Raw genomic sequence first — 19,322 nt, 5'->3', positions numbered from 1 at the left:
TTTTAGTAAGCATGATAGGCATTAGACGTGTGAAAGTACCTAAGCGAGTCGGCACCTTATTGGCGACAGCACTATTTTTTAGTGCACTCACTGCCGCTTACTACTATCAGAAATATCTGACGTTGTTAGAAAACAATGTTGAGAACACCGCTCAAGAAGCGTTACATCAATTGGCCTATACTGGCCGTGAATACAGCAATATTCAGGATCAAATCGAAACGATCAGTGACCTACTTGGTCACAGCCAAAGTCTGTATGAATATCTGCGCCAACCTAACCGGGTGAACCGTTCCATCTTAGAAGACATGTGGATCTCGGTCGCAATCAATCAAAAGTTGTATAAGCAAATTCGCTTTCTTGATGTTTCTGGTCGAGAAAAAGTGAGGATTAATTATGAGATTGAAACAGGCGCTGCGTTGCCCGCGATCAAATTGCAAAATAAGTCAGAGCGAGATTACTTTCAATTCGCTAAGAACTTAGACGATGGCGAAATCGCTTCGTGGGGGATAGGTTTAGAACGAGAGTATGGCGAGTTAGTCTATCCCTATAGCCCGTCACTGCGTATTTTGATGCCTATTTCGCTTAACGGAAAGCGCGAAGGGTATCTTGTGCTTAATGTTGATATTGACTATTTATCCTCTCGACTCAACTATTCGTCAGTGCTTGATTTCCATATTGAGCTGATTAAGAGTGACGGATTTTACATTGATAGCCCTAAATCAGCTCGTTTGTATGGCCATATAATTCCCGCTCGCTCTCAATTTAATTTTGGCCGGATGTACCCAAACATTTGGCGTAGTTTAAATTCAAAAGATTCGGGCTATGCTTACAATGGTTCGAATTTGGTCGCGTATCGCACCATCCAGTTTGTTTCTAGCGAACCTCTTCATCTGGTTATTGATCTTACCAATGAGCAGTTATTATCCCGAGCTCAGAGGGATATTGATGACTTAATCCAAGAAGCGTTTTTTGTTTTAAGTTTGGTGCTCGGCTTCACTTTGCCGACGGCAGCCCTTGCTCTGCATTATCGGCGTCATAGTATGGAATCGAAGTTGGCTCGAGCTGCTCTTGATGGTATGACTGCGGTGATGATCTCGGATGCTTCACATAGAATCATCATGGTTAATCAAGAGTTTGAAAATATGATGGGTTACTCAACCAAGCATGCCCAAGGTTGGAGTGCACATCATTTAATTCTCTTACCTGAAGATCTCGAAGCAAACCTGAGTATCTGGAAAACACTGAAGAGTGAACACGTATGGGAAGGGGAGATTCGTTGTCGAACTAAGTTTAATCAAGTCTTTACTGCAATAATGCGTATTCAGGCGAATTTAACCAAATCAGGTAAAGTGAGTTATTACATTACGTCGCTGGTGGATATCTCTGGGCAAAAAGAGTTAGAAGAAAAATTACGAAACCTAAGCGAAAAAGATGGCTTGACGGGGTTGTGGAACCGCCGAAAATTTGAAGAGCAATTGGCGCAATATGCGGGGATTATTGAACGCTATCCTGATAGCCCTCCTGCTTGTTTGGCGTTGTTTGATATTGACCACTTTAAACGTATTAATGACGAGCTTGGCCACGACGAAGGAGACAAGGTGATTTGTAGTGTCGCAGAAACCCTCCTAGAAGAAGTCCGCAGCACAGACTTTGTATCTCGTGTCGGTGGTGAGGAATTTGCAGTGATTATGCCGCATACAACACTAGAAGAGGCTGAAATTGTATTGAACAGGCTACGTGTCGCGGTTCAAATGCGTAGTGATAGAGGCATTACTGTCAGTGCTGGATATAGTGATTTAACCTCTGATCGTACAAGAACGTATAAATGTGCTGATATTGCTTTGTATGAGTCAAAAAGTGCAGGGCGTAACTGCGTATCGCTGTGTCATAGTTATGATGATATTGCTTAGCGCTTTTGCAAAAATGAATAAACGGGGATAGCCCCCGCTTTTTCAGTCTGAGCGTTATTCGCTAGCCAGTATGCGACATTGGTTGTCGATGGCGGCTTCGATACACTGTATTGACTGTCTCAAATAACGCTCTAGATAACCTAAAGCATCCTGACTCTTTTTGTCTAGCGATGCCTTCATCAGTATTTCTTGCTCATCGAGATTACAGTGCCCAGGGTTCCCTGTGCCTAAAATCTGCATCGCGAAGTATTGGTAGCGTTTAATTTGCGTGAGTAGATCGCGGAAAAACCCAAACATATTGACAGAGCCAGCACCTTCAAACAGCGCAGTAAGAAACTGATTTTGGCGCTCTTCCCATTCCCTCCAACAAAAGCTTTCGCCAGGTTTTACTCGGGATAACTTGTGATAAGCAGTTAGTACATCCAGTTCCCATTTTTCATCGCCAATCATAATTGCCTTACTGAGTAAGCATGCGGAGACCATTTGCAGGCTTTCGTACAAGTCATGTAACTCATCTTTACATACAGGTGCAACCCAGCAGCCTTTTTGCGGCTCGAGTTTGACGTATTTGCTCCAAGATAATTGCACCAATGCTTCTCGAATGGGTGACGCTCCTACGTTGTACTTCTCTTTGAGTTCGGCAACCACGAGTTTTTGACCTGGTTTAAGCTCGCCATCGAGAATATCCTGACGGATCATTCTTAATACTTTGTCGGTAAGAGTGGGACTAGACACATACACCTCATAGAAACTTTAATCGTGACGATAAAATTAAACAGTACGAAATTCTGATAGAGGTGAATAATACAATTAGCCTATTATGAGAGCAAGAAAGCCATATAAAAAAGGAGGGCATAAGCCCTCCTTCTCAAGAAACTGAAGTGTTAAAAGTTCAGTCTTATAGTACGTGTACAGAAGCTGTGTTCGTAGTACCTGAAGCAACTAGAGCGCCAGAAACCATAACAACGATATCGCCTTTGTTACCTAGACCTGATTCTAGAGCAAGTTCTTTACCCGCTACGTAGAATGCGTCAGTGCTTTCGATTGAATCAACAACTACAGGAGTAACACCTTTAGTTAGAACTAGCTGTGCAGCAGTTTTCTTGTTAGTTGTTAGCGCTAGGATGTTTGCAGTTGGGAAGTACTTACGTACTGAACGTGCAGACTTACCGCCTTCAGTTGCAACAACGATAAGTGGAGCTGCTAGTTTCTCAGCTGTGTCTACAGCGCCTTTACATACTGCTTCAGTGATGCGAAGACGTGGGCTGTCTAGACGAGAACCTAGTTCAGCTTTTAGCGCTGAGTCAGTACGGTTCGCGATTTGAGCCATGATAGTTACCGCTTCAACAGGGTATTTACCTTTCGCCGTTTCACCAGAAAGCATTACTGCGTCAGTACCGTCCATTACCGCGTTAGCAACGTCGCCTGCTTCCGCACGAGTAGGACGTGGGTTGTTGATCATAGAATCAAGCATTTGAGTTGCTGTGATAACCATCTTACGTGCACGGTTACACTTCTCGATCATCATTTTCTGAGCGAAGATTACTTCTTCAGCTGGGATTTCAACACCTAGGTCGCCACGAGCAACCATGATGCCGTCAGAAAGTTCTAGGATCTCATCGAAGTTATCAACACCTTCTTGGTTTTCGATCTTAGAGATGATGTGGATGTTCTCGCCGCCGTTTGCAGCAAGTACTTCACGGATTTCTTGAACGTCAGACGCTTTACGGATGAAAGAAGCTGCTACGAAGTCAACGCCTTGCTCACAACCAAATTTAAGGTCGTTCTTATCTTTTTCAGATAGTGCAGGTAGGTTTACAGAAACGCCAGGAAGGTTAACACCTTTGTTTTCGCCTAGTGCACCGTTGTTAAGAACTTTACATTTAACTTCAGTTTCAGTCTTAGAGATAACTTCCATCTCGATTAGACCGTCGTCTACTAGGATAGTGTTACCTACGTTTAGGTCTGCTGCGAAACCAGCGTAAGTTACTGCAACTTTATCTTTGTTACCTACAACTGAAGTGTCAGTTGTGAAAGTGAATTCTTGACCTGCTACTAGATCAACATCGTTACCGCCTTCTAGCTTGATAGTGCGGATTTCTGGACCTTTAGTATCTAGAAGAATTGCTAGTGGTTTGCCAGTAGCTTCCATTACTTTACGGAAGTTCGCGATACGAGTGCCGTGTTCTTCGTAGTCACCGTGAGAGAAGTTAAGGCGCATTACGTTCATGCCTGCGTTAACTAGTTCAGTTAGCTTCTCTACAGATTCTGTTTTAGGGCCAATCGTACATACGATTTTGGTCTTTTTCATGGAAGATACTCTCCGGTAAGTATAGTTACAATTTGAAAGTCGGTTATTTACTCTGAAGTCAGGACGTTTTTGATGACATTTAGTACCTGTCACCCACCGATTTTTCGTCTCATTATTAGAACTTCAGATTCTGAAAGTCTTTCACCAAGTTTAGTCATTTTATGACTAAAAGATCGGCGATTTTGGTTACCTTTTTGTGACTAATCCCACTTTATATGCAGAAAGTTGCAAAAAAATAGCCTTCAATTCTGTAATTTTTTTTCTTTTCGGTGGCGAATTCTACCACTGAATGAATCCAATATCACTGTTTAAGAATTGTCTTAGGACAAGGTTTTATCGAGAAATATTAATTTTTTGGATCGAAATAAATGGACTTAAAAGTTTCGGTTTGACTATAATAAGTTTCACATCGAAACTTAAAATCAAAACTTAAATGTCGAAACGAAATACTCAATTAAGAAGACACGCCATTTCTAACTTGGTTTCTGAACTAGGAGAAGTCAGCGTTGATGAACTTGCTCAGAAATTCGAAACCTCAGAGGTCACGATTAGAAAGGATTTAGCTTCTTTAGAGAAAAACGGCCAACTTCTACGCCGCTATGGCGGTGCGATTGCTATCCCAAAGGAAGTCATTCACGAAGAATTGGGCGCTAATGTTTCGACTCGAAAGTTAAGCTTAGCAAAAGCAGCTGCATCATTGATTCGCGATCATAATCGCATCGTGATCGACAGTGGCAGCACGACTGCCGCGCTGATTCAACAGTTGAATGACAAACGTGGCTTAGTGGTCATGACCAACTCGTTGCATGTTGCTAACGCCCTAAATGAATTAGAGAGCGAACCGACACTGCTGATGACTGGTGGTACTTGGGATACGCACTCAGAGTCCTTTCAAGGCAAAGTGGCCGAATCTGTATTACGAGCTTACGACTTTGACCAACTATTCATCGGTGCGGATGGCATCGATCTCGAGCGTGGAACCACGACATTTAATGAGTTGGTTGGCTTAAGTAAGGTAATGGCAGAAGCGTCACGTGAAGTGATCGTAATGATCGAGTCCGAAAAAATCGGCCGTAAGATCCCAAACTTAGAGCTCGCTTGGCATCAAGTTGATGTGTTGGTGACCGATGCAGATATCCAAGCAGAGCATAAAGTACAGATTGAACAACATGGCGTGAAAGTCATTTGCGCCTAATAATGTAATCAGTTTCATATTTTACTTCCCTCTGGATAAAGGCCTTTGCTTGCTGCCTCTATTTGAAATCATGGCTAGGGAAGAACAAAACTACAAACGGAGATAAACACATGTGTGGAATCGTAGGTGCAGTAGCACAACGAGATGTTGCAGAAATTTTGGTTGAAGGTCTACGCCGCTTAGAGTACCGCGGTTACGACTCTGCTGGCGTTGCGGTTGTTGATGGCGAATCAAACCTAACGCGCGTTCGTCGCTTGGGTAAAGTACAAGAATTGGCTGATGCAGTAGAAGAAGCAAAAGTGATCGGCGGAACTGGTATTGCGCACACTCGTTGGGCGACGCACGGTGAACCTTCTGAAATCAATGCTCACCCACACATGTCTGGTGATATCGCAGTGGTCCATAACGGCATCATCGAAAACCATGAAGAGCTGCGTGAGTTGCTTCAATCTCGTGGCTACGTGTTTGAATCGCAAACGGATACAGAAGTTATCGCACACATGGTTGAGTGGGAACTTCGTACTTCAGAAACGCTATTAGAAGCGGTACAAAAAACAGCAAAACAACTTGAAGGCGCATACGGCACGGTAGCGTTGGATCGCAAAGACCCATCTCGCATCGTAGTAGCACGTTCAGGCAGCCCGATCGTGATCGGTTTTGGTGTAGGTGAAAACTTCCTAGCGTCTGACCAACTTGCATTACTTAACGTTACGCGCCGTTTCATGTACTTAGAAGAAGGTGACGTAGCAGAAATTACTCGCCGTGAAGTCACTGTGTTTGATGCAACGGGTGAGCCAGTTGAGCGTGAAATAGTTGAATCTAATGCAGAGCATGATGCAGGTGATAAAGGTCAATACCGTCACTTCATGCAAAAAGAAATCTATGAGCAACCTAAAGCGTTGATCAACACAATGGAAGGTCGTATCACGGCAGACTCTGTTGTGACAGACGCGATCGGTGTGCACGCGGCAGACATTCTAAGCAAAGTAGAACACGTACAAATCGTGGCGTGTGGTACGTCTTACAACGCAGGTATGACGGCACGTTACTGGTTTGAAGACATTGCAGGCGTTAGCTGTGATGTAGAAATTGCGTCTGAATTCCGTTACCGCAAGTTTGTGACTCGTCCAAACAGCCTATTGATCACGTTGTCTCAGTCTGGTGAAACCGCTGATACGCTAGCAGCACTTCGCCTAGCAAAAGAGAAAGGTTACATGGCGGCGATGACCATCTGTAACGTAGCGGGTTCCTCTTTGGTTCGTGAATCAGATTTTGCATTCATGACTCGCGCTGGTGTTGAAATCGGTGTGGCTTCAACTAAAGCGTTCACGACTCAACTTTCTGCACTACTTATGTTGGTAACGGCACTGGGTAAAGAGCAAGGTCGCATCAGCAAAGAGAAAGAAAAAGAGATTGTTGAAGCGCTACACGCACTTCCTAAGCAAATCAACGCGGCACTTTCTTTCGAGAAAGAAATTGAAGCACTAGCAACGGATTTTGCAGACAAGCACCACACATTGTTCCTAGGCCGTGGCGAGTTCTACCCAATCGCGATGGAAGCGTCTCTAAAACTGAAAGAGATCTCGTACATCCACGCAGAAGCGTACGCGGCGGGTGAACTGAAACACGGTCCTCTGGCTCTAATTGATGCTGACATGCCAGTTGTTGTGGTTGCACCAAGCAACGACCTACTTGAAAAGCTAAAATCAAACGTTGAAGAAGTGCGTGCGCGTGGCGGCCTTCTATACGTATTCGCAGATGCAGACGCAGGCTTCGAAGGCGATGAAACAATGAAGATCATAACGATGCCTCACGTTAGTGAAATCACGGCGGCGATCTACTACACCATCCCAATGCAGTTACTGTCTTACTACGTAGCACTGATCAAAGGTACGGACGTAGACCAACCACGTAACCTGGCGAAAGCGGTAACGGTTGAGTAATTACGCTTAACAGCAAAAATCCAAGCGGCACATGCGAGAGTATGTGCCGCTTTTTTATTTAAGCCCACTTTAAGGGGGTGAGTTATTGACCCAACTGGTGAGCGGTTAGAATTGCAGAGTAGACATTTTCTGCCGTCACTGGGAATGGCATATTGTGGATGGTTTCTCCCTCGGCCGTTGAGGCTTCGGCGACCTCGCGCAACTTAGCGTGGTTAAGCTCTTTAACGCCCATATCAAATAAGTTGGTTGGTAGACCTACAGAGCGGCAGAATGCAAGAACCGTATTAATCTCTTCCATCGCTGCGTTTTCTAGTACCAGCTGAACTAGTGTGCCGAACGCGACTTTCTCACCATGATAGAGATGATGACACTCTTCAAGCTTAGTTAGGCCGTTATGAATAGCGTGAGCACCCGCTAGACCACTGCTTTCAAAACCGATACCGCTTAGGTATGTATTGGCTTCAATAATGTTTTCTACCGCTTTGGTGCTCACACCATTTTCTACCGCAGCTTTTGCTTTTACACCATCTTCAAGCAAGGTTTCATAGCAAAGTTTCGCAAGCGCTTGTGCTGAACGCGTCGCTAACCCACCAGCCATTGTTGCCTTACCAGAAGTCATGTTGGCACGAGCTTCAAAGTAGGTGGAAAGCGCGTCGCCCATCCCCGATACAAGTAAGCGAACAGGGGCTTTGGCGATGACTGACGTATCCATGATGACCATGTCTGGGTTTTTAGGGATCATCAAATATTCTGCAAATTCACCTTCAGGTGTGTATATCACCGCAAGCGCTGAGGTTGGCGCATCAGTCGAGGCAATCGTAGGAACCACCACGACAGGAATTTTGGTGTAAAACGCAACAGCCTTTGCTGTATCTAACGTTTTACCACCACCAATACCGACAATGACATCGTGTTTTTGAGTGGCACAAATGTCCGTGATGCGTTCAATCTCAACGCGCGAACATTCGCCACCAAAAATGTTCATAGTGAGTGGAAGCTTTTCGTCAGCAAAACTTTGTTTGACGTCATCACCAACCAGGTTAGTCACGAACTCATCGGCAATTACTAACGGACGTTCACCCAATGTTTTCACATAGTGAGCGATAGATGTAAGTACTTGTTCACCTTGGACGTATTTGCTTGGGCTGATAATAATTTTGTCCATAATTCAAACCTTTAACCTTTTTTGTGTGTGTTTTGGAGTGCAATGAATATCCATTGTAGGGATAAGGTTTATATTAGGTTTGGTGTGGTAAGTGGTGAAGGATATCTCTGGTTTTGTTCCATGCTTTTATGACCTCTGTGTCAAACCGACTGTCAGAAGTAATAAGCATCAGCATGCTTTATGGCGACGATCACTATTCAGGAAAATTTGTCGTTTTTCGTTTCATATTGAAACAATAATGCCGAAGTTTTTGTTTCAATATGAAACAGATTGATTTTTGTTGAGCACGCTTTTTCTCTGTTTAAGATGAATTCATACCCTACATAAAAATATAAATGGAATGAGATAGAACGATGAAAAAGTTAATTAACCAAGTCGATGATGTTGTATTGCAGCAAATGGAAGGCCTGGCATTGTCCCGCCCTGAGCTAAAAGCCAACTACGAGCCTCGTTACATGTGGCACGAGGAAACACCGGGGCAAGTGGCACTGGTTTCTGGTGGTGGCTGTGGTCATGAACCTTTGCACGCTGGTTTTATTGGTAAAGGCATGCTGACAGGCGCCTGCCCAGGAGAGGTATTTACTTCACCTACGCCTGATCAAATGTACGAATGTGGTAACCAAGTGAATACCGGTGAGGGGGTGCTGTTTATCATTAAAAACTACACCGGAGACGTGTTGAACTTTGAAACGGCTGTGGAGCTGCTTCATACCGATGGTATCAAAGTTGGGTCGGTGTTGGTGGATGACGATGTTGCAGTCAAAGACAGCCTATACACCGCTGGTCGCCGTGGCGTTGCTGGAACGGTATTGGTTGAAAAGTTAGTTGGGGCTGCCGCGAACAAAGGTTATTCGCTGGAGCAATGTGAAGCACTGGCTCGTCGCGTGAATAATCACTGTCGTTCATTTGGTGTGGCACTTAATGCTTGTGTTGTACCAGCGGCGGGTAAACCATCTTTTGTTCTGGAAGATGATGAAGTTGAGTTTGGTGTTGGTATCCATGGTGAACCAGGTATCAAGCGAGTGAAATACACCGACGCCGATACGTTAGTGGATGAGATGTTTGCTGAAGTTGCTGAAAACACGCCTTATCAGCGCACATTGCGTATTTGGAATCGTGACGAAGGTGAATGGGATGAAGTGGAATCCAGCATTGAGCCTTTCGCCGCTGAACACGACTACATCGTGATGGTGAATGGTATGGGTGGTACGCCAACTTCAGAGCTTTACGGAGTGTACCGCCGTCTGGCTCATAACTGTGAGCAAGCAGGGTTCCGTATCGTGCGTAATATGGTTGGTAACTTCTGTACGTCACTCGATATGGAAGGCGTTTCGATTACGTTGCTGAAGGCAGACAAAGAGATGTTGGAGCTGTTTGATGCTCCTGTCGATACGGCCGCGATCAAGTGGTAACAGGGGAGAGCAAACATGCAAATTGAAAAACAACATATCGTTCACTGGCTAGAGTTATGTGCAAAAACGTATCAAGAGAATCAAGATTTTCTGACCGACCTTGATCGTGATATTGGTGACGCCGACCACGGTCTCAATATGAACCGTGGCTTTAAAAAAGTTGCTGAAAAACTGCCGCAATTTGCGGACCAAAATATCGGCAGCATTCTCAAGAATACGGGCATGACCTTGCTTTCTAGTGTCGGTGGGGCAAGTGGCCCGCTGTATGGCACGCTGTTTATTCGCACGGCTGCCGCTGTCGGAACCCGAGAGCAACTAACGTTTGAAGAGTTGGTCGATGCACTAAAAAGCGGTGTGGATGGCGTGGTGTCTCGTGGTAAAGCAGAGCTGGGTGATAAAACCATGTGTGATGTTTGGTTACCCGTTTTAGTTAGCGTGAAGGCGTCGTTAGAAAATGGCATGAGCGCCGATCACTTACTTAATGAAATGGTTGAGCTAGCAGAAACGAACGCGGTTGCCACGATTGAAATGTTGGCGAAAAAAGGGCGAGCAAGCTATTTAGGTGAACGCAGTATTGGTCACCAAGATCCCGGTGCAACCTCTTCTTTGTTAATGATTAAAGCACTACAGCAGGCAATAGCAGGTAATTAAGATGGTGGGAATTGTAGTTGTATCTCATAGTCGTCGACTTGCCGAAGGGGTGGCAGAACTTGCCACCCAAATGACGCAAGGCAAAGCCAAGCTTGCGATTGCTGCTGGGATTGATGATTCAGAGAACCCGATCGGAACCGATGCCATTGCCGTGATGGAAGCGATTGAGCAGGTACAAGATCAACAAGGGGTTGTTGTGTTGATGGATCTTGGCAGCGCGTTGCTTAGCACGGAAATGGCTCTGGATCTGATTGATGATCATGTGAGGGAAAATGTCACCCTTATCTCGGCACCTATTGTTGAAGGAACCATGGCGGCGTCGGTGGCTGCCGCCGCCGGACTGCCTTTATCGACGGTAGTCGAAGAGGCACAGAATGCGTTAAGCGTAAAACAAGAGCACCTTGGTGATCAGCCACTAACATCCGCTGAGATAGCGCCAGTATCAGAAAACTTTGAGCAAGAACGGACATTTGATTGGGTAGTGCAAAATCCGCATGGATTACATGCTCGTCCCGCTGCGGCCATTGTTGGTGCACTCGCGCCTTTCGACTGCCAATTATGGTTGAAAAAAGGCGAGCGCCGTGTGAACGCGAAAAGCTTGAACAGCATTGCGAAACTTGGCGTTCGTAGTCAAGAGACGATCACCTTATGCGCACTTGGACCTCAATCCAGTGAAGCAATCAAGGCATTTGAAGCCTTAGCTTATGAGCACTTCGGAGAAAAAGAGGCGGTTGAGCAAGGCATTATCGAACCTGAAGAAAGTTCAGATACTCTGCTCGATGGCATGGCCTCAAATCAGATTGAAGGTGCTGTTGTTGGTATTCGAGTCAATGACGGTATCGCTACTGCTCCTGCTGTCCTTTTTACTCATGAAATGCCAGCAGTGCCTGAACGTGATTTCCAAAGTGAACAAGATGAAATTGAACGGGTTAAGCGTGCGATAGGCGTGGTTGTTCAACATTTGCAGGAGCAAGCGAAGCAGCCGAAAGGGGAAATATTTGCTGCTCATAGCATGATGCTCAGTGACCCAGAATTATGGGCATCGGTCGAGTCGCGAATTCAAACGGGCATGATAGCCGAGCAAGCTTGGGTAGAATCACTGCAAACGTTGGCCGAAGAGTTTCGCCAGGCAGAAAGTCAGTACATGCGGGAACGCGAAGCAGATGTACATGATATCGCACGCCAAGTTATGGTCGAAATGACAGGCGTAACGCCTAATGCCATCGACATTCAGGAACCGAGTATTTTGTTGGCCCGCGACCTGATGCCTTCTGATGTGGCCGGGCTTGATAAATCGAAAGTGCTTGGTATCTGTTTGAGTGAGGGAGGGAAAACCTCTCACAGTGCGATTCTTGCTCGTGCGATGGGGATTCCTGCCATCGTTAAAGCTCAGGGCTGCCTTGATGCTGTGCGTGCTGGTCAAGTGGTGACTATTGATGGCTTCCGAGGGCATTTATGGTTCTCTCCTTCAGATGCCGTACAGCAGGAATTAGAAGCTCAGCAAATTGAGTGGCAAAGCATCCGACAACGTGCATTAGCGAGTGCTCAGCAAGCCGCAGTCACCTGTGATGGTGTCCATATTCCAGTATTCGCCAATATTGGTGGACCGAAAGATATTGATGATGCACTAACATCAGGAGCTGAGGGCGTTGGTCTATTTCGGACTGAGTTTCTATTTCAAAACAGTGATGAGTTGCCAACTGAGGAAGCGCAATACCAAGTGTATCGTGATATTGCCGCCGCACTTGGTGATAAGCCACTTACGATTCGTAGTCTAGATGTTGGCGGTGATAAGCCTTTAGCCGCTTATCCTATGCCAGCGGAAGATAATCCATTTTTAGGTTTGAGAGGGGTGCGGTTGTGCCTTCAACATGAGTCATTGTTTACCGCTCAACTTCGAGCCATTCTGAGAGCCTTTCACGAGCAACCGAATATTCAATTGATGATACCGATGGTGGCTCAGGTTGAAGAAGTGAGAAAAGTAAAAGCGCTGTTGGCGCATCAAGCAAACCAACTCGGCTTGGATGCGACTCATTTGCCCGTTGGTATTATGATTGAGGTGCCAGCCGCGGTATTAAATGCTGATGCGTTAGCCCAAGAAGTCGACTTTTTCTCTATTGGCACCAATGATTTGACTCAATATGTTATGGCCGCCGATCGAGGTAACGCTGCTGTTGCTGAATTGGTGAACTACTTTGAACCATCGGTACTAAAAGCCATTGAGCTCACGTGTGCAGCAGGCGATCGCGCGGGCATACCGGTTAGTATGTGTGGTGAGATGGCTGGCGATCCAAATGCCACAGAAACATTGCTCCGCGTGGGGTTGCGAAAATTCAGCGCCAGTTCGAGCATGCTACCGGGACTAAAAGCGCAGATTCGTCAGTTGTCTGTCGATGTTTAATCGATACCTTATCGTTAGTACACCTGTACCGGCGTGCTTACGCCGGTTTTACTTTTGTTATAGGAACGCCAATTCACGACTTAATACAGCTTCATTTGCTCCTGCAGCCCAAACTTATTAATTTTTCTCCATAAGGTCGTGCGGCCAATTTGCAATGCTTTCGCCATATCATGCATTTTGCCATCACACTGATTCCAAGCCTGAACAATCGCTCTTCTCTCGGCTTCTTCTAACGTGATTACTGGCGTATTTTCTGCGGTATGGCGAGAATTCAGTTTAATGTCTTCAGGAATATCGTTCAGCTTGATTAAGTTGGAACTGCGGTTAAGCAAAATTCGCTCAGTTCGATTTCTTAATTCGGAGTTATTGCCTGACCAACGAAAATTCATCAACGCTTCCAGTGCGACTGGCTCTATCGAGATCGTCACATTGTGGCGGCGTTCGTAATGGCTGATAAGCTGCTGGACGAGAAATTCAATGTCTTCTTTACGCTTTCGTAGTGGTGGAATATGCAGCTCGTTCGAGGAGATTTCATAATAAAGTTGCCGACCAAATGAGCGCTGAGTGACATACTCGCTGATCTCTGAAGCGGTGCTGGTAATAAGTTGAAAATCTACGGGGATCAATCGCAAACTGTCGCTGCGGCTGACGAGCCCAGTTTTTAACAACTTAAGTAGCACGGCTTGTAAATCGGGCGACAGATATTCCACCTTTTCTAAAAAGAGCGTACCGCCATGGGCGAGCTCAAACTTTGAAGGCATGCCTTGCCCTTCGTCGTACCCCAGGGTTTCTTTGACCAGTTGCTCTGTATTGATGGAGCGGCAGTTGAGCGTAATGAATGGTCCTTCTTTGTAGGCGCTTTCGTTATGAATCGCCATGGCGAGAGTGGCTTTTCCTACGCCTTCTTCACCTGTAATTAGAATCGGTGATTTTGACTTTATGGCCCGTTTTGCCACGGTAATGACATGCTTCATTTTTCGTGAAATGACGGGCAAAGTGCTGAACGTATAGCGCGCACTGCCACCTATTTGTTGTTGAGCAAGTTCGCGAATTTTATCGATAGGGTGCAAGAACAATAAGTGTGTGCCGTCGTTGAGTGGACGCAAGGTGATGATCGCTTCAACAAACTCGCCACGAACCTCTACCGTTGTGAGTTTACGGTTTATGCTCGCACCTGACTCAATACTAGTAAGGACATTCGGTGGGAAGCGCAAAACAGAAAAGACTTCTTTATCCAAGACCTGACTGGCTTCAATGTTTAACAAACGCTCGGACTGGTGATTTACCATGGTTATACGGCTTTCTTCATCCCAGGCCAGAAGGCCGTCATCCATGCACTCTAACGTTGCGTTATGCGCACAAGTGAGGCGGTTCATGTTTTCTTGTTCCGACTGAATGTGGATTTGCAAGCTGACTTCTTTCGCGCTCGACGCGATGATGACTAAGTCTTCTTTCTTATAGCTCTCTGCTTTTTTGAGAAGGCATGTTGTGCCGCGTAACTTGCCAAACTGGTCGAAAACAGGCGCCGCTACAGAGGCATAAGGATGTAAGTGGCGATTGAAATGTTCTGCTGCGAAAACTTCACACGGGATATGAGTACTAATACAGAGATTGACTGCATTTGTGCCTATCTTTCCTTCGGAGAGAAAACAGCCTTGTTTTATGCCGAGCGCTTGCATCTCTTGTCGCATTGAGTCATGTCCCACAACAGATAGAATGCAGCCGTTGCCATCGGTTACCATCAATAGCAGGTCTTCGTCCCCTAGCATGTCGTAAGTGTCTTCAAGTACGGTCGTGGCGCATTCGATGAGGTGCTCGTTGCGTTTCATCAGAGATGAGAAGGTAAATCCAGAGGCAATATGTGGCTTTGACCAGGTGTAAGGGCTGCATTGCTTTATGCAACGCTCCCACGACTCGAGGACGGGAGTGCGGGAAAATTCTGGAGATACCCAGTGGTGTTTCTGGAAAAACTCCCACTTAGTTTTAGTGTCTTCGATTGAAAGCATGCGATCCCGTTTCAATACTAGCGATAGATTGGTCTGATGTTACAGAGACATCGGCATATGGACTGTGATGGCTTTCACGCACGTTGTATAGAAGAATGTGCAAAAAGAGGGGCGAGTTGAGGAGGCTTCCTTGCCAGTTTTTCGATTAAAAAGGGCTGTCTTTGCCGAGCTCATTGCAAATCTCGACAATGGCAAGTGAGAGCCCTGACTTAATGATTTGTTGTTGACGTTGCAGCTGTAGCTGATAAAACTCAAGGTCGATGTCGTCATCTGGTTCGCTGACTTCCAGTTGCACCATGCCCATTTTCTTCACCAAGTGCAGTTTCTTAATTGGTTCTAGAATATTCGGGTCAGTGAATTCGTAATCTGAAGCGTCACTATTGAGTTGGTTTTTGAGTTTGATGATGTCTTCGATGTCGTGGTAAATGTCATCGGGGAGCACTCCCAAGCCAAACAATAACTTCAAACGAACAGATAGATCGCCCAGCGGTCCAGAGTCTTGTAGCAGCGGACCGACAACCGATTGAACAGCGAAGTTATCTTTACGAAAGATTCTTTGCATCAACCCGTCGATCGAATCGTTAAAAACGTCGACTGCTGCAATGAAAAAGCCTCGTACCGATGGGGCGCTGTTTAATCGCTCAATGATCTCGGTTTCGTTGATGTTATCTGCCATATACTGAATACATTTCTAATTATTAGCTATCCCAACTCTTCAAGCAGAGAAGGACATAGAAGGGGAGCCGAGCTCCCCTAGGTAAATCAAAGTTGGTTGTAAAGTGTTTCGATTTGAGCCACTTCAGCACTGTCTTCTGCAAGACCTGTGTATGTCGCTAGCGTCTTCTTCACACCCACTTCTTTTAATGAGTTTTGTAGCTCTACGGCTTGTGGGTCAGTGTCGTTAGTGTACTTCAACGCAGCGGCAATGCCTTTCAAAAGTGTTTGATTTTCAGTGCCATACTCAATTGTACCGAGTAAAGGCTTCACTAATCTATCGTTTGCACCCAATTTTCGAATTGGTTGACGACCTACGCGATCCACCTCATCCACTAAGTATGGGTTGGCAAAGCGTCCTAAAATCTTCTCGATGTAGGCGTTGTGCATGTCACGGTCGAAGCCGTAACGTTTGATCAGCACTTCACCACTCTCTTGCATCGCCTGTTTTACTTCAGCGTGAATGCTTGGGTCTTCAATTGCTTCACGAATGGTACGATGGCCTTTCAAGCAACCTAGGTAAGCGGTAATGCAATGGCCTGTATTGAGAGTGAATAGCTTGCGTTCTACGAATGCCATTAGGTTGTTGGTTCTTTCCATGCCAGCTATGTCAGGGATTTCGCCCTTGAATTGCTGCTCATCCACAATCCATTCACTAAAACTCTCTACCGTGACTTCTAGTGGGTCATCGTTCGCGGCTTCTGCTGGTGGTACGATGCGGTCCACTGCGGAGTCGACGAAGCCAACCAACTCGTCTGCTTTCGCGTGCAATGATTCATCCAAGTGTTTATACACTTCACCTTTTAGGTGTGTGGTGCCACGAACCATGTTTTCACACGCTATGATGTTCAATGGTTTATCGTTACCTGCTGCAAAGCGTTTAGCAATGCCGGTAGCGATGGTTTTTGCAATGATGTCCAGTACGTTAGGGCCAACCGCTGTTGTTACCAAGTCGGTTTTTACAATGCGGTCAATGACATCTTCACTGGCTGAGTTAACCGCGGTGACGTGAGTTACTGTGTCGATTTGGCACTCAGTACCGACCACTTTTACTTTGTATTCTTGCTTGTGACTCAGTTGGTCGACGAGTGGAGCGTCAACGTCTGCGAATGTCACCTCGACTTCTGCGTCTGCTAATAGTTTACCGATGAAGCCACGACCAATGTTACCTGCGCCAAAATGAACTGCGTTTTTCATAATTCTTACCTACCAATGTCTAAAATGTTGACTTACGAAACTAGGGGGAGGCCAACCGCATAGGGGGTGACAGCTGACCTCATTTGCCTCAGGAGCAAATTAAAGGGGTAATTAAGCCGCTTGTTGACCGCCAAGGATGTTTAGAATCTCTTCCACATCGTTGGTGCTGGTTAGCTTCTCAATTGCCTCCGGCTCATCGAGCGCGTTCGTAATGGTGGTAATCACCTGGATGTGCTCATCGTTCTTAGCGGCAATGCCGATAACCAGTTTCGCAACATCATCGTCGTCTTCAGTAAATTGGATACCCGATGGGTATTGGCAGATTACAATGCCGGTTTTCTTCACGCGGTCTTTCGCTTCTACCGTGCCGTGAGGCACTGCGATAGATTCGCCTAGGTAAGTTGGAACCAATGCTTCACGCTCAAACATCGCGTCTACGTATTCTGGTTCTGCGTAGCCAAGTTCGACCAACTTGTTGCCCGCGAAGCGAATCGCTTCTTCTTTGTTGGCAGCTTTCAAACCTAGGTGAATGTTTTCACGCTGGATTTGGAACACCGACGTTTGCTGTGGCTCGAAGTTGTCGTCGTTTGCTGCCACGAGCGACACTTTTACCATTTGGTCGTCATTGGCTGCGGATTGGTTTTGTGCTGCTAGTAGTTTGGTGACTAGCTGGTTGTACATCTCGCTGTCTAGGAAGTTAGTCAATGAAATGTGGTGTGCGTTTGGAGCATGCTTACGTGCACGATCCGTTAAGTCTTTATGAGTAATCACGATATCTGCACTCTCTGGTAAGCTGTTAATGGCAAGGTTGGTTACGTGGATGTTCAGACCTGCGTCTTGAACCTTTTTGCGTAGCATGCTCGCGCCCATTGCACTTGAGCCCATGCCCGCATCACAAGCGACAATGATGCTTTGTACTGTCGCTAGGTCTACGTCACCTTTGCTTTGGCTGTTTACCACCGCATCGTTTTTAGATGCAGATTTCATGTCTTTCATTTGTGATGTTGCTTTTTCTAGTGCTGCTTCATCACCGTCTTCTTCTGTGGACGTTTGTGTCTTCATTAGTAGTGCTGCTACCGCGAATGACACACCTGTTGCCGCTGCGATAGACGCTAGAACACCAACGATTGAGCCTTTCTGAGTCATCAACAAGATTGCAAAGATTGAACCTGGTGATGCTGGAGAAACAATACCTGCGTTAAAGATAGTTAGAACGAATACGCCAGTCATACCACCTGCGATAGCCGCAAGGATTAGGCGAGGGTTCATTAGGATGTATGGGAAGTAAATCTCGTGGATACCGCCGAAGAAGTGGATGATTGATGCACCACCTGCCGTTTGACGAGCCGTACCTTTACCAAACACCATGTAAGCTAGCAGGATACCTAGACCAGGACCTGGGTTTGCTTCGATTAGGAAGAAGATCGACTGACCTGTTTCAGACGCTTGTTGGATACCCAGTGGAGAGAAAATACCGTGGTTGATCGCATTGTTTAGGAACAGGATCTTCGCAGGTTCAACGAAGATTGAAGTCAGTGGTAGTAGGTGAGCAGAAACTAGGAAGTTAACGCCAGCCGCCAAGCCACCAGAAAGAATTTTTACGAATGGACCGATAAAGATGAAAGCAAGGATCGCACATAGCATGCCGATGATGCCCGCAGAGAAGTTGTTAACCAACATCTCGAAGCCACTTTTTACTTTACCATCGATGTAGTTATCGAATTTCTTGATAGCCCAGCCGCCCATTGGGCCGACCATCATTGCACCCATAAACATTGGGATGTCTGTGCCGACAATCACACCCATTGTTGTGATTGCACCGACTACCGCACCACGATCGCCACCAACTAATTTACCACCGGTGTAACCGATAAGTAGTGGCAGCAAGTAGGTAATCATTGGGCCAACCATAGAGGCTAACGTTTCGTTTGGTAGCCATCCAGTTGGGATAAATAGAGCAGTGATAAAGCCCCACGCGATAAACGCGCCGATGTTTGGCATTACCATGTTTGACAGAAAACGACCAAAATTTTGTATCTTGATCTTGGCATCTGGTGATATCATAACAATTCCCCGTTCGATGTTCTGATGAATCTTGTTGTAGTAAACGGTTCGCCAAAACCGTTTGTTTGATTGCTTAGTACCCAATCAATTTACCACACATTTTCCAATTGGAACTGACAACGGGTTTTTTGTGATCTACGCCCGTATTTCTTAGGCTGAGAAACGGTTTTTAAGTGATCAAGTTCAACTTATTAACTTGTAACTTAATAACAAAAAGCCACTTTCAAATCTGTCAATAAAAATCTTAGTGATCAATCCGATCTTCTGACAAATTTAAAATTAAAATACCTTGTGACTTTGATCACTTTTAATTTTTTTTGAAATTCGAATTAAATACTTGTGATGATCAATGT

The 19,322-nt window shown here is 45.7% G+C and carries 13 protein-coding genes; 6 read left to right on the top strand and 7 right to left on the bottom strand.

What is annotated here, in order from left to right:
- The first annotated feature begins 29 nt into the window (after nucleotides 1-29).
- Nucleotides 30-1,910 (top strand): GGDEF domain-containing protein, encoded by a 1,881-nt coding sequence (locus R7Z78_RS12890; protein WP_005379698.1) that lies wholly within the window; start codon nucleotides 30-32, stop codon nucleotides 1,908-1,910.
- A gap of 54 nt (nucleotides 1,911-1,964) precedes the next feature.
- Here R7Z78_RS12890 and R7Z78_RS12885 read toward each other — a convergent pair whose 3' ends face one another.
- Together R7Z78_RS12885 and pykF are read right to left on the bottom strand one after the other, a co-directional pair.
- Nucleotides 1,965-2,651: a GntR family transcriptional regulator gene (locus tag R7Z78_RS12885; RefSeq protein WP_080659233.1), complete on the bottom strand. Its 687-nt coding sequence runs from the start codon at nucleotides 2,649-2,651 to the stop codon at nucleotides 1,965-1,967.
- A 157-nt stretch (nucleotides 2,652-2,808) separates the two neighbouring features.
- The gene (pykF, locus tag R7Z78_RS12880) at nucleotides 2,809-4,221 is read right to left on the bottom strand and encodes a pyruvate kinase PykF (protein ID WP_005392243.1); all 1,413 of its coding nucleotides are present in this window, start codon (nucleotides 4,219-4,221) and stop codon (nucleotides 2,809-2,811) included.
- 433 nt (nucleotides 4,222-4,654) lie between these two features.
- On the opposite strand from pykF, the gene R7Z78_RS12875 reads away from it, so the two are divergent.
- Both R7Z78_RS12875 and glmS read left to right on the top strand, forming a co-directional pair.
- Entirely contained in the window at nucleotides 4,655-5,416 is a 762-nt protein-coding gene (locus R7Z78_RS12875; RefSeq protein WP_005379701.1) for a DeoR/GlpR family DNA-binding transcription regulator, read from the top strand.
- Nucleotides 5,417-5,526: 110 nt separating this feature from the next.
- Nucleotides 5,527-7,359, top strand: coding sequence for a glutamine--fructose-6-phosphate transaminase (isomerizing) (glmS, locus tag R7Z78_RS12870; RefSeq protein ID WP_033906046.1), 1,833 nt, complete (start codon nucleotides 5,527-5,529; stop codon nucleotides 7,357-7,359).
- An 82-nt stretch (nucleotides 7,360-7,441) separates the two neighbouring features.
- Here glmS and R7Z78_RS12865 read toward each other — a convergent pair whose 3' ends face one another.
- On the bottom strand, nucleotides 7,442-8,524 hold the full coding sequence (locus R7Z78_RS12865) for a glycerol dehydrogenase (protein WP_005379703.1): 1,083 nt from the start codon (nucleotides 8,522-8,524) through the stop codon (nucleotides 7,442-7,444).
- 353 nt (nucleotides 8,525-8,877) lie between these two features.
- Between R7Z78_RS12865 and dhaK the strand changes: the two genes are divergently transcribed.
- The 3 genes from dhaK to ptsP are packed head-to-tail and all read left to right on the top strand — an operon-like array spanning nucleotide 8,878 to nucleotide 12,988.
- A complete protein-coding gene (dhaK, locus tag R7Z78_RS12860; RefSeq protein ID WP_054574262.1) occupies nucleotides 8,878-9,936 on the top strand; it encodes a dihydroxyacetone kinase subunit DhaK in 1,059 nt (352 codons plus the stop codon).
- A gap of 15 nt (nucleotides 9,937-9,951) precedes the next feature.
- Nucleotides 9,952-10,587 (top strand): dihydroxyacetone kinase subunit DhaL, encoded by a 636-nt coding sequence (gene dhaL / locus R7Z78_RS12855; RefSeq protein ID WP_005379705.1) that lies wholly within the window; start codon nucleotides 9,952-9,954, stop codon nucleotides 10,585-10,587.
- Between the two features lies 1 nt (nucleotide 10,588).
- The gene (ptsP, locus tag R7Z78_RS12850; RefSeq protein ID WP_169644222.1) at nucleotides 10,589-12,988 is read left to right on the top strand and encodes a phosphoenolpyruvate--protein phosphotransferase; all 2,400 of its coding nucleotides are present in this window, start codon (nucleotides 10,589-10,591) and stop codon (nucleotides 12,986-12,988) included.
- Between the two features lie 80 nt (nucleotides 12,989-13,068).
- Here ptsP and dhaR read toward each other — a convergent pair whose 3' ends face one another.
- The 4 genes from dhaR to R7Z78_RS12830 all read right to left on the bottom strand — a co-directional run bounded on the left by dhaR (nucleotide 13,069) and on the right by R7Z78_RS12830 (nucleotide 18,969).
- A complete protein-coding gene (gene dhaR, locus R7Z78_RS12845; RefSeq protein WP_053306862.1) occupies nucleotides 13,069-14,994 on the bottom strand; it encodes a dihydroxyacetone kinase operon transcriptional regulator DhaR in 1,926 nt (641 codons plus the stop codon).
- Between the two features lie 145 nt (nucleotides 14,995-15,139).
- The gene (locus R7Z78_RS12840; RefSeq protein WP_054701003.1) at nucleotides 15,140-15,670 is read right to left on the bottom strand and encodes an MltR family transcriptional regulator; all 531 of its coding nucleotides are present in this window, start codon (nucleotides 15,668-15,670) and stop codon (nucleotides 15,140-15,142) included.
- Nucleotides 15,671-15,756: 86 nt separating this feature from the next.
- Complete coding sequence (locus tag R7Z78_RS12835; RefSeq protein ID WP_062730758.1) at nucleotides 15,757-16,905, bottom strand: mannitol-1-phosphate 5-dehydrogenase; 1,149 nt, start codon at nucleotides 16,903-16,905, stop codon at nucleotides 15,757-15,759.
- Nucleotides 16,906-17,016: 111 nt separating this feature from the next.
- Nucleotides 17,017-18,969 (bottom strand): PTS mannitol transporter subunit IICBA, encoded by a 1,953-nt coding sequence (locus tag R7Z78_RS12830; RefSeq protein WP_005379710.1) that lies wholly within the window; start codon nucleotides 18,967-18,969, stop codon nucleotides 17,017-17,019.
- Between the last annotated feature and the right edge of the window lie 353 nt (nucleotides 18,970-19,322).

Source organism: Vibrio sp. 1167 (genome assembly GCF_033340375.1).
Classification (GTDB): Bacteria; Pseudomonadota; Gammaproteobacteria; order Enterobacterales; family Vibrionaceae; genus Vibrio; species Vibrio alginolyticus.
This window is presented reverse-complemented; position numbering and strand designations above follow the sequence as displayed.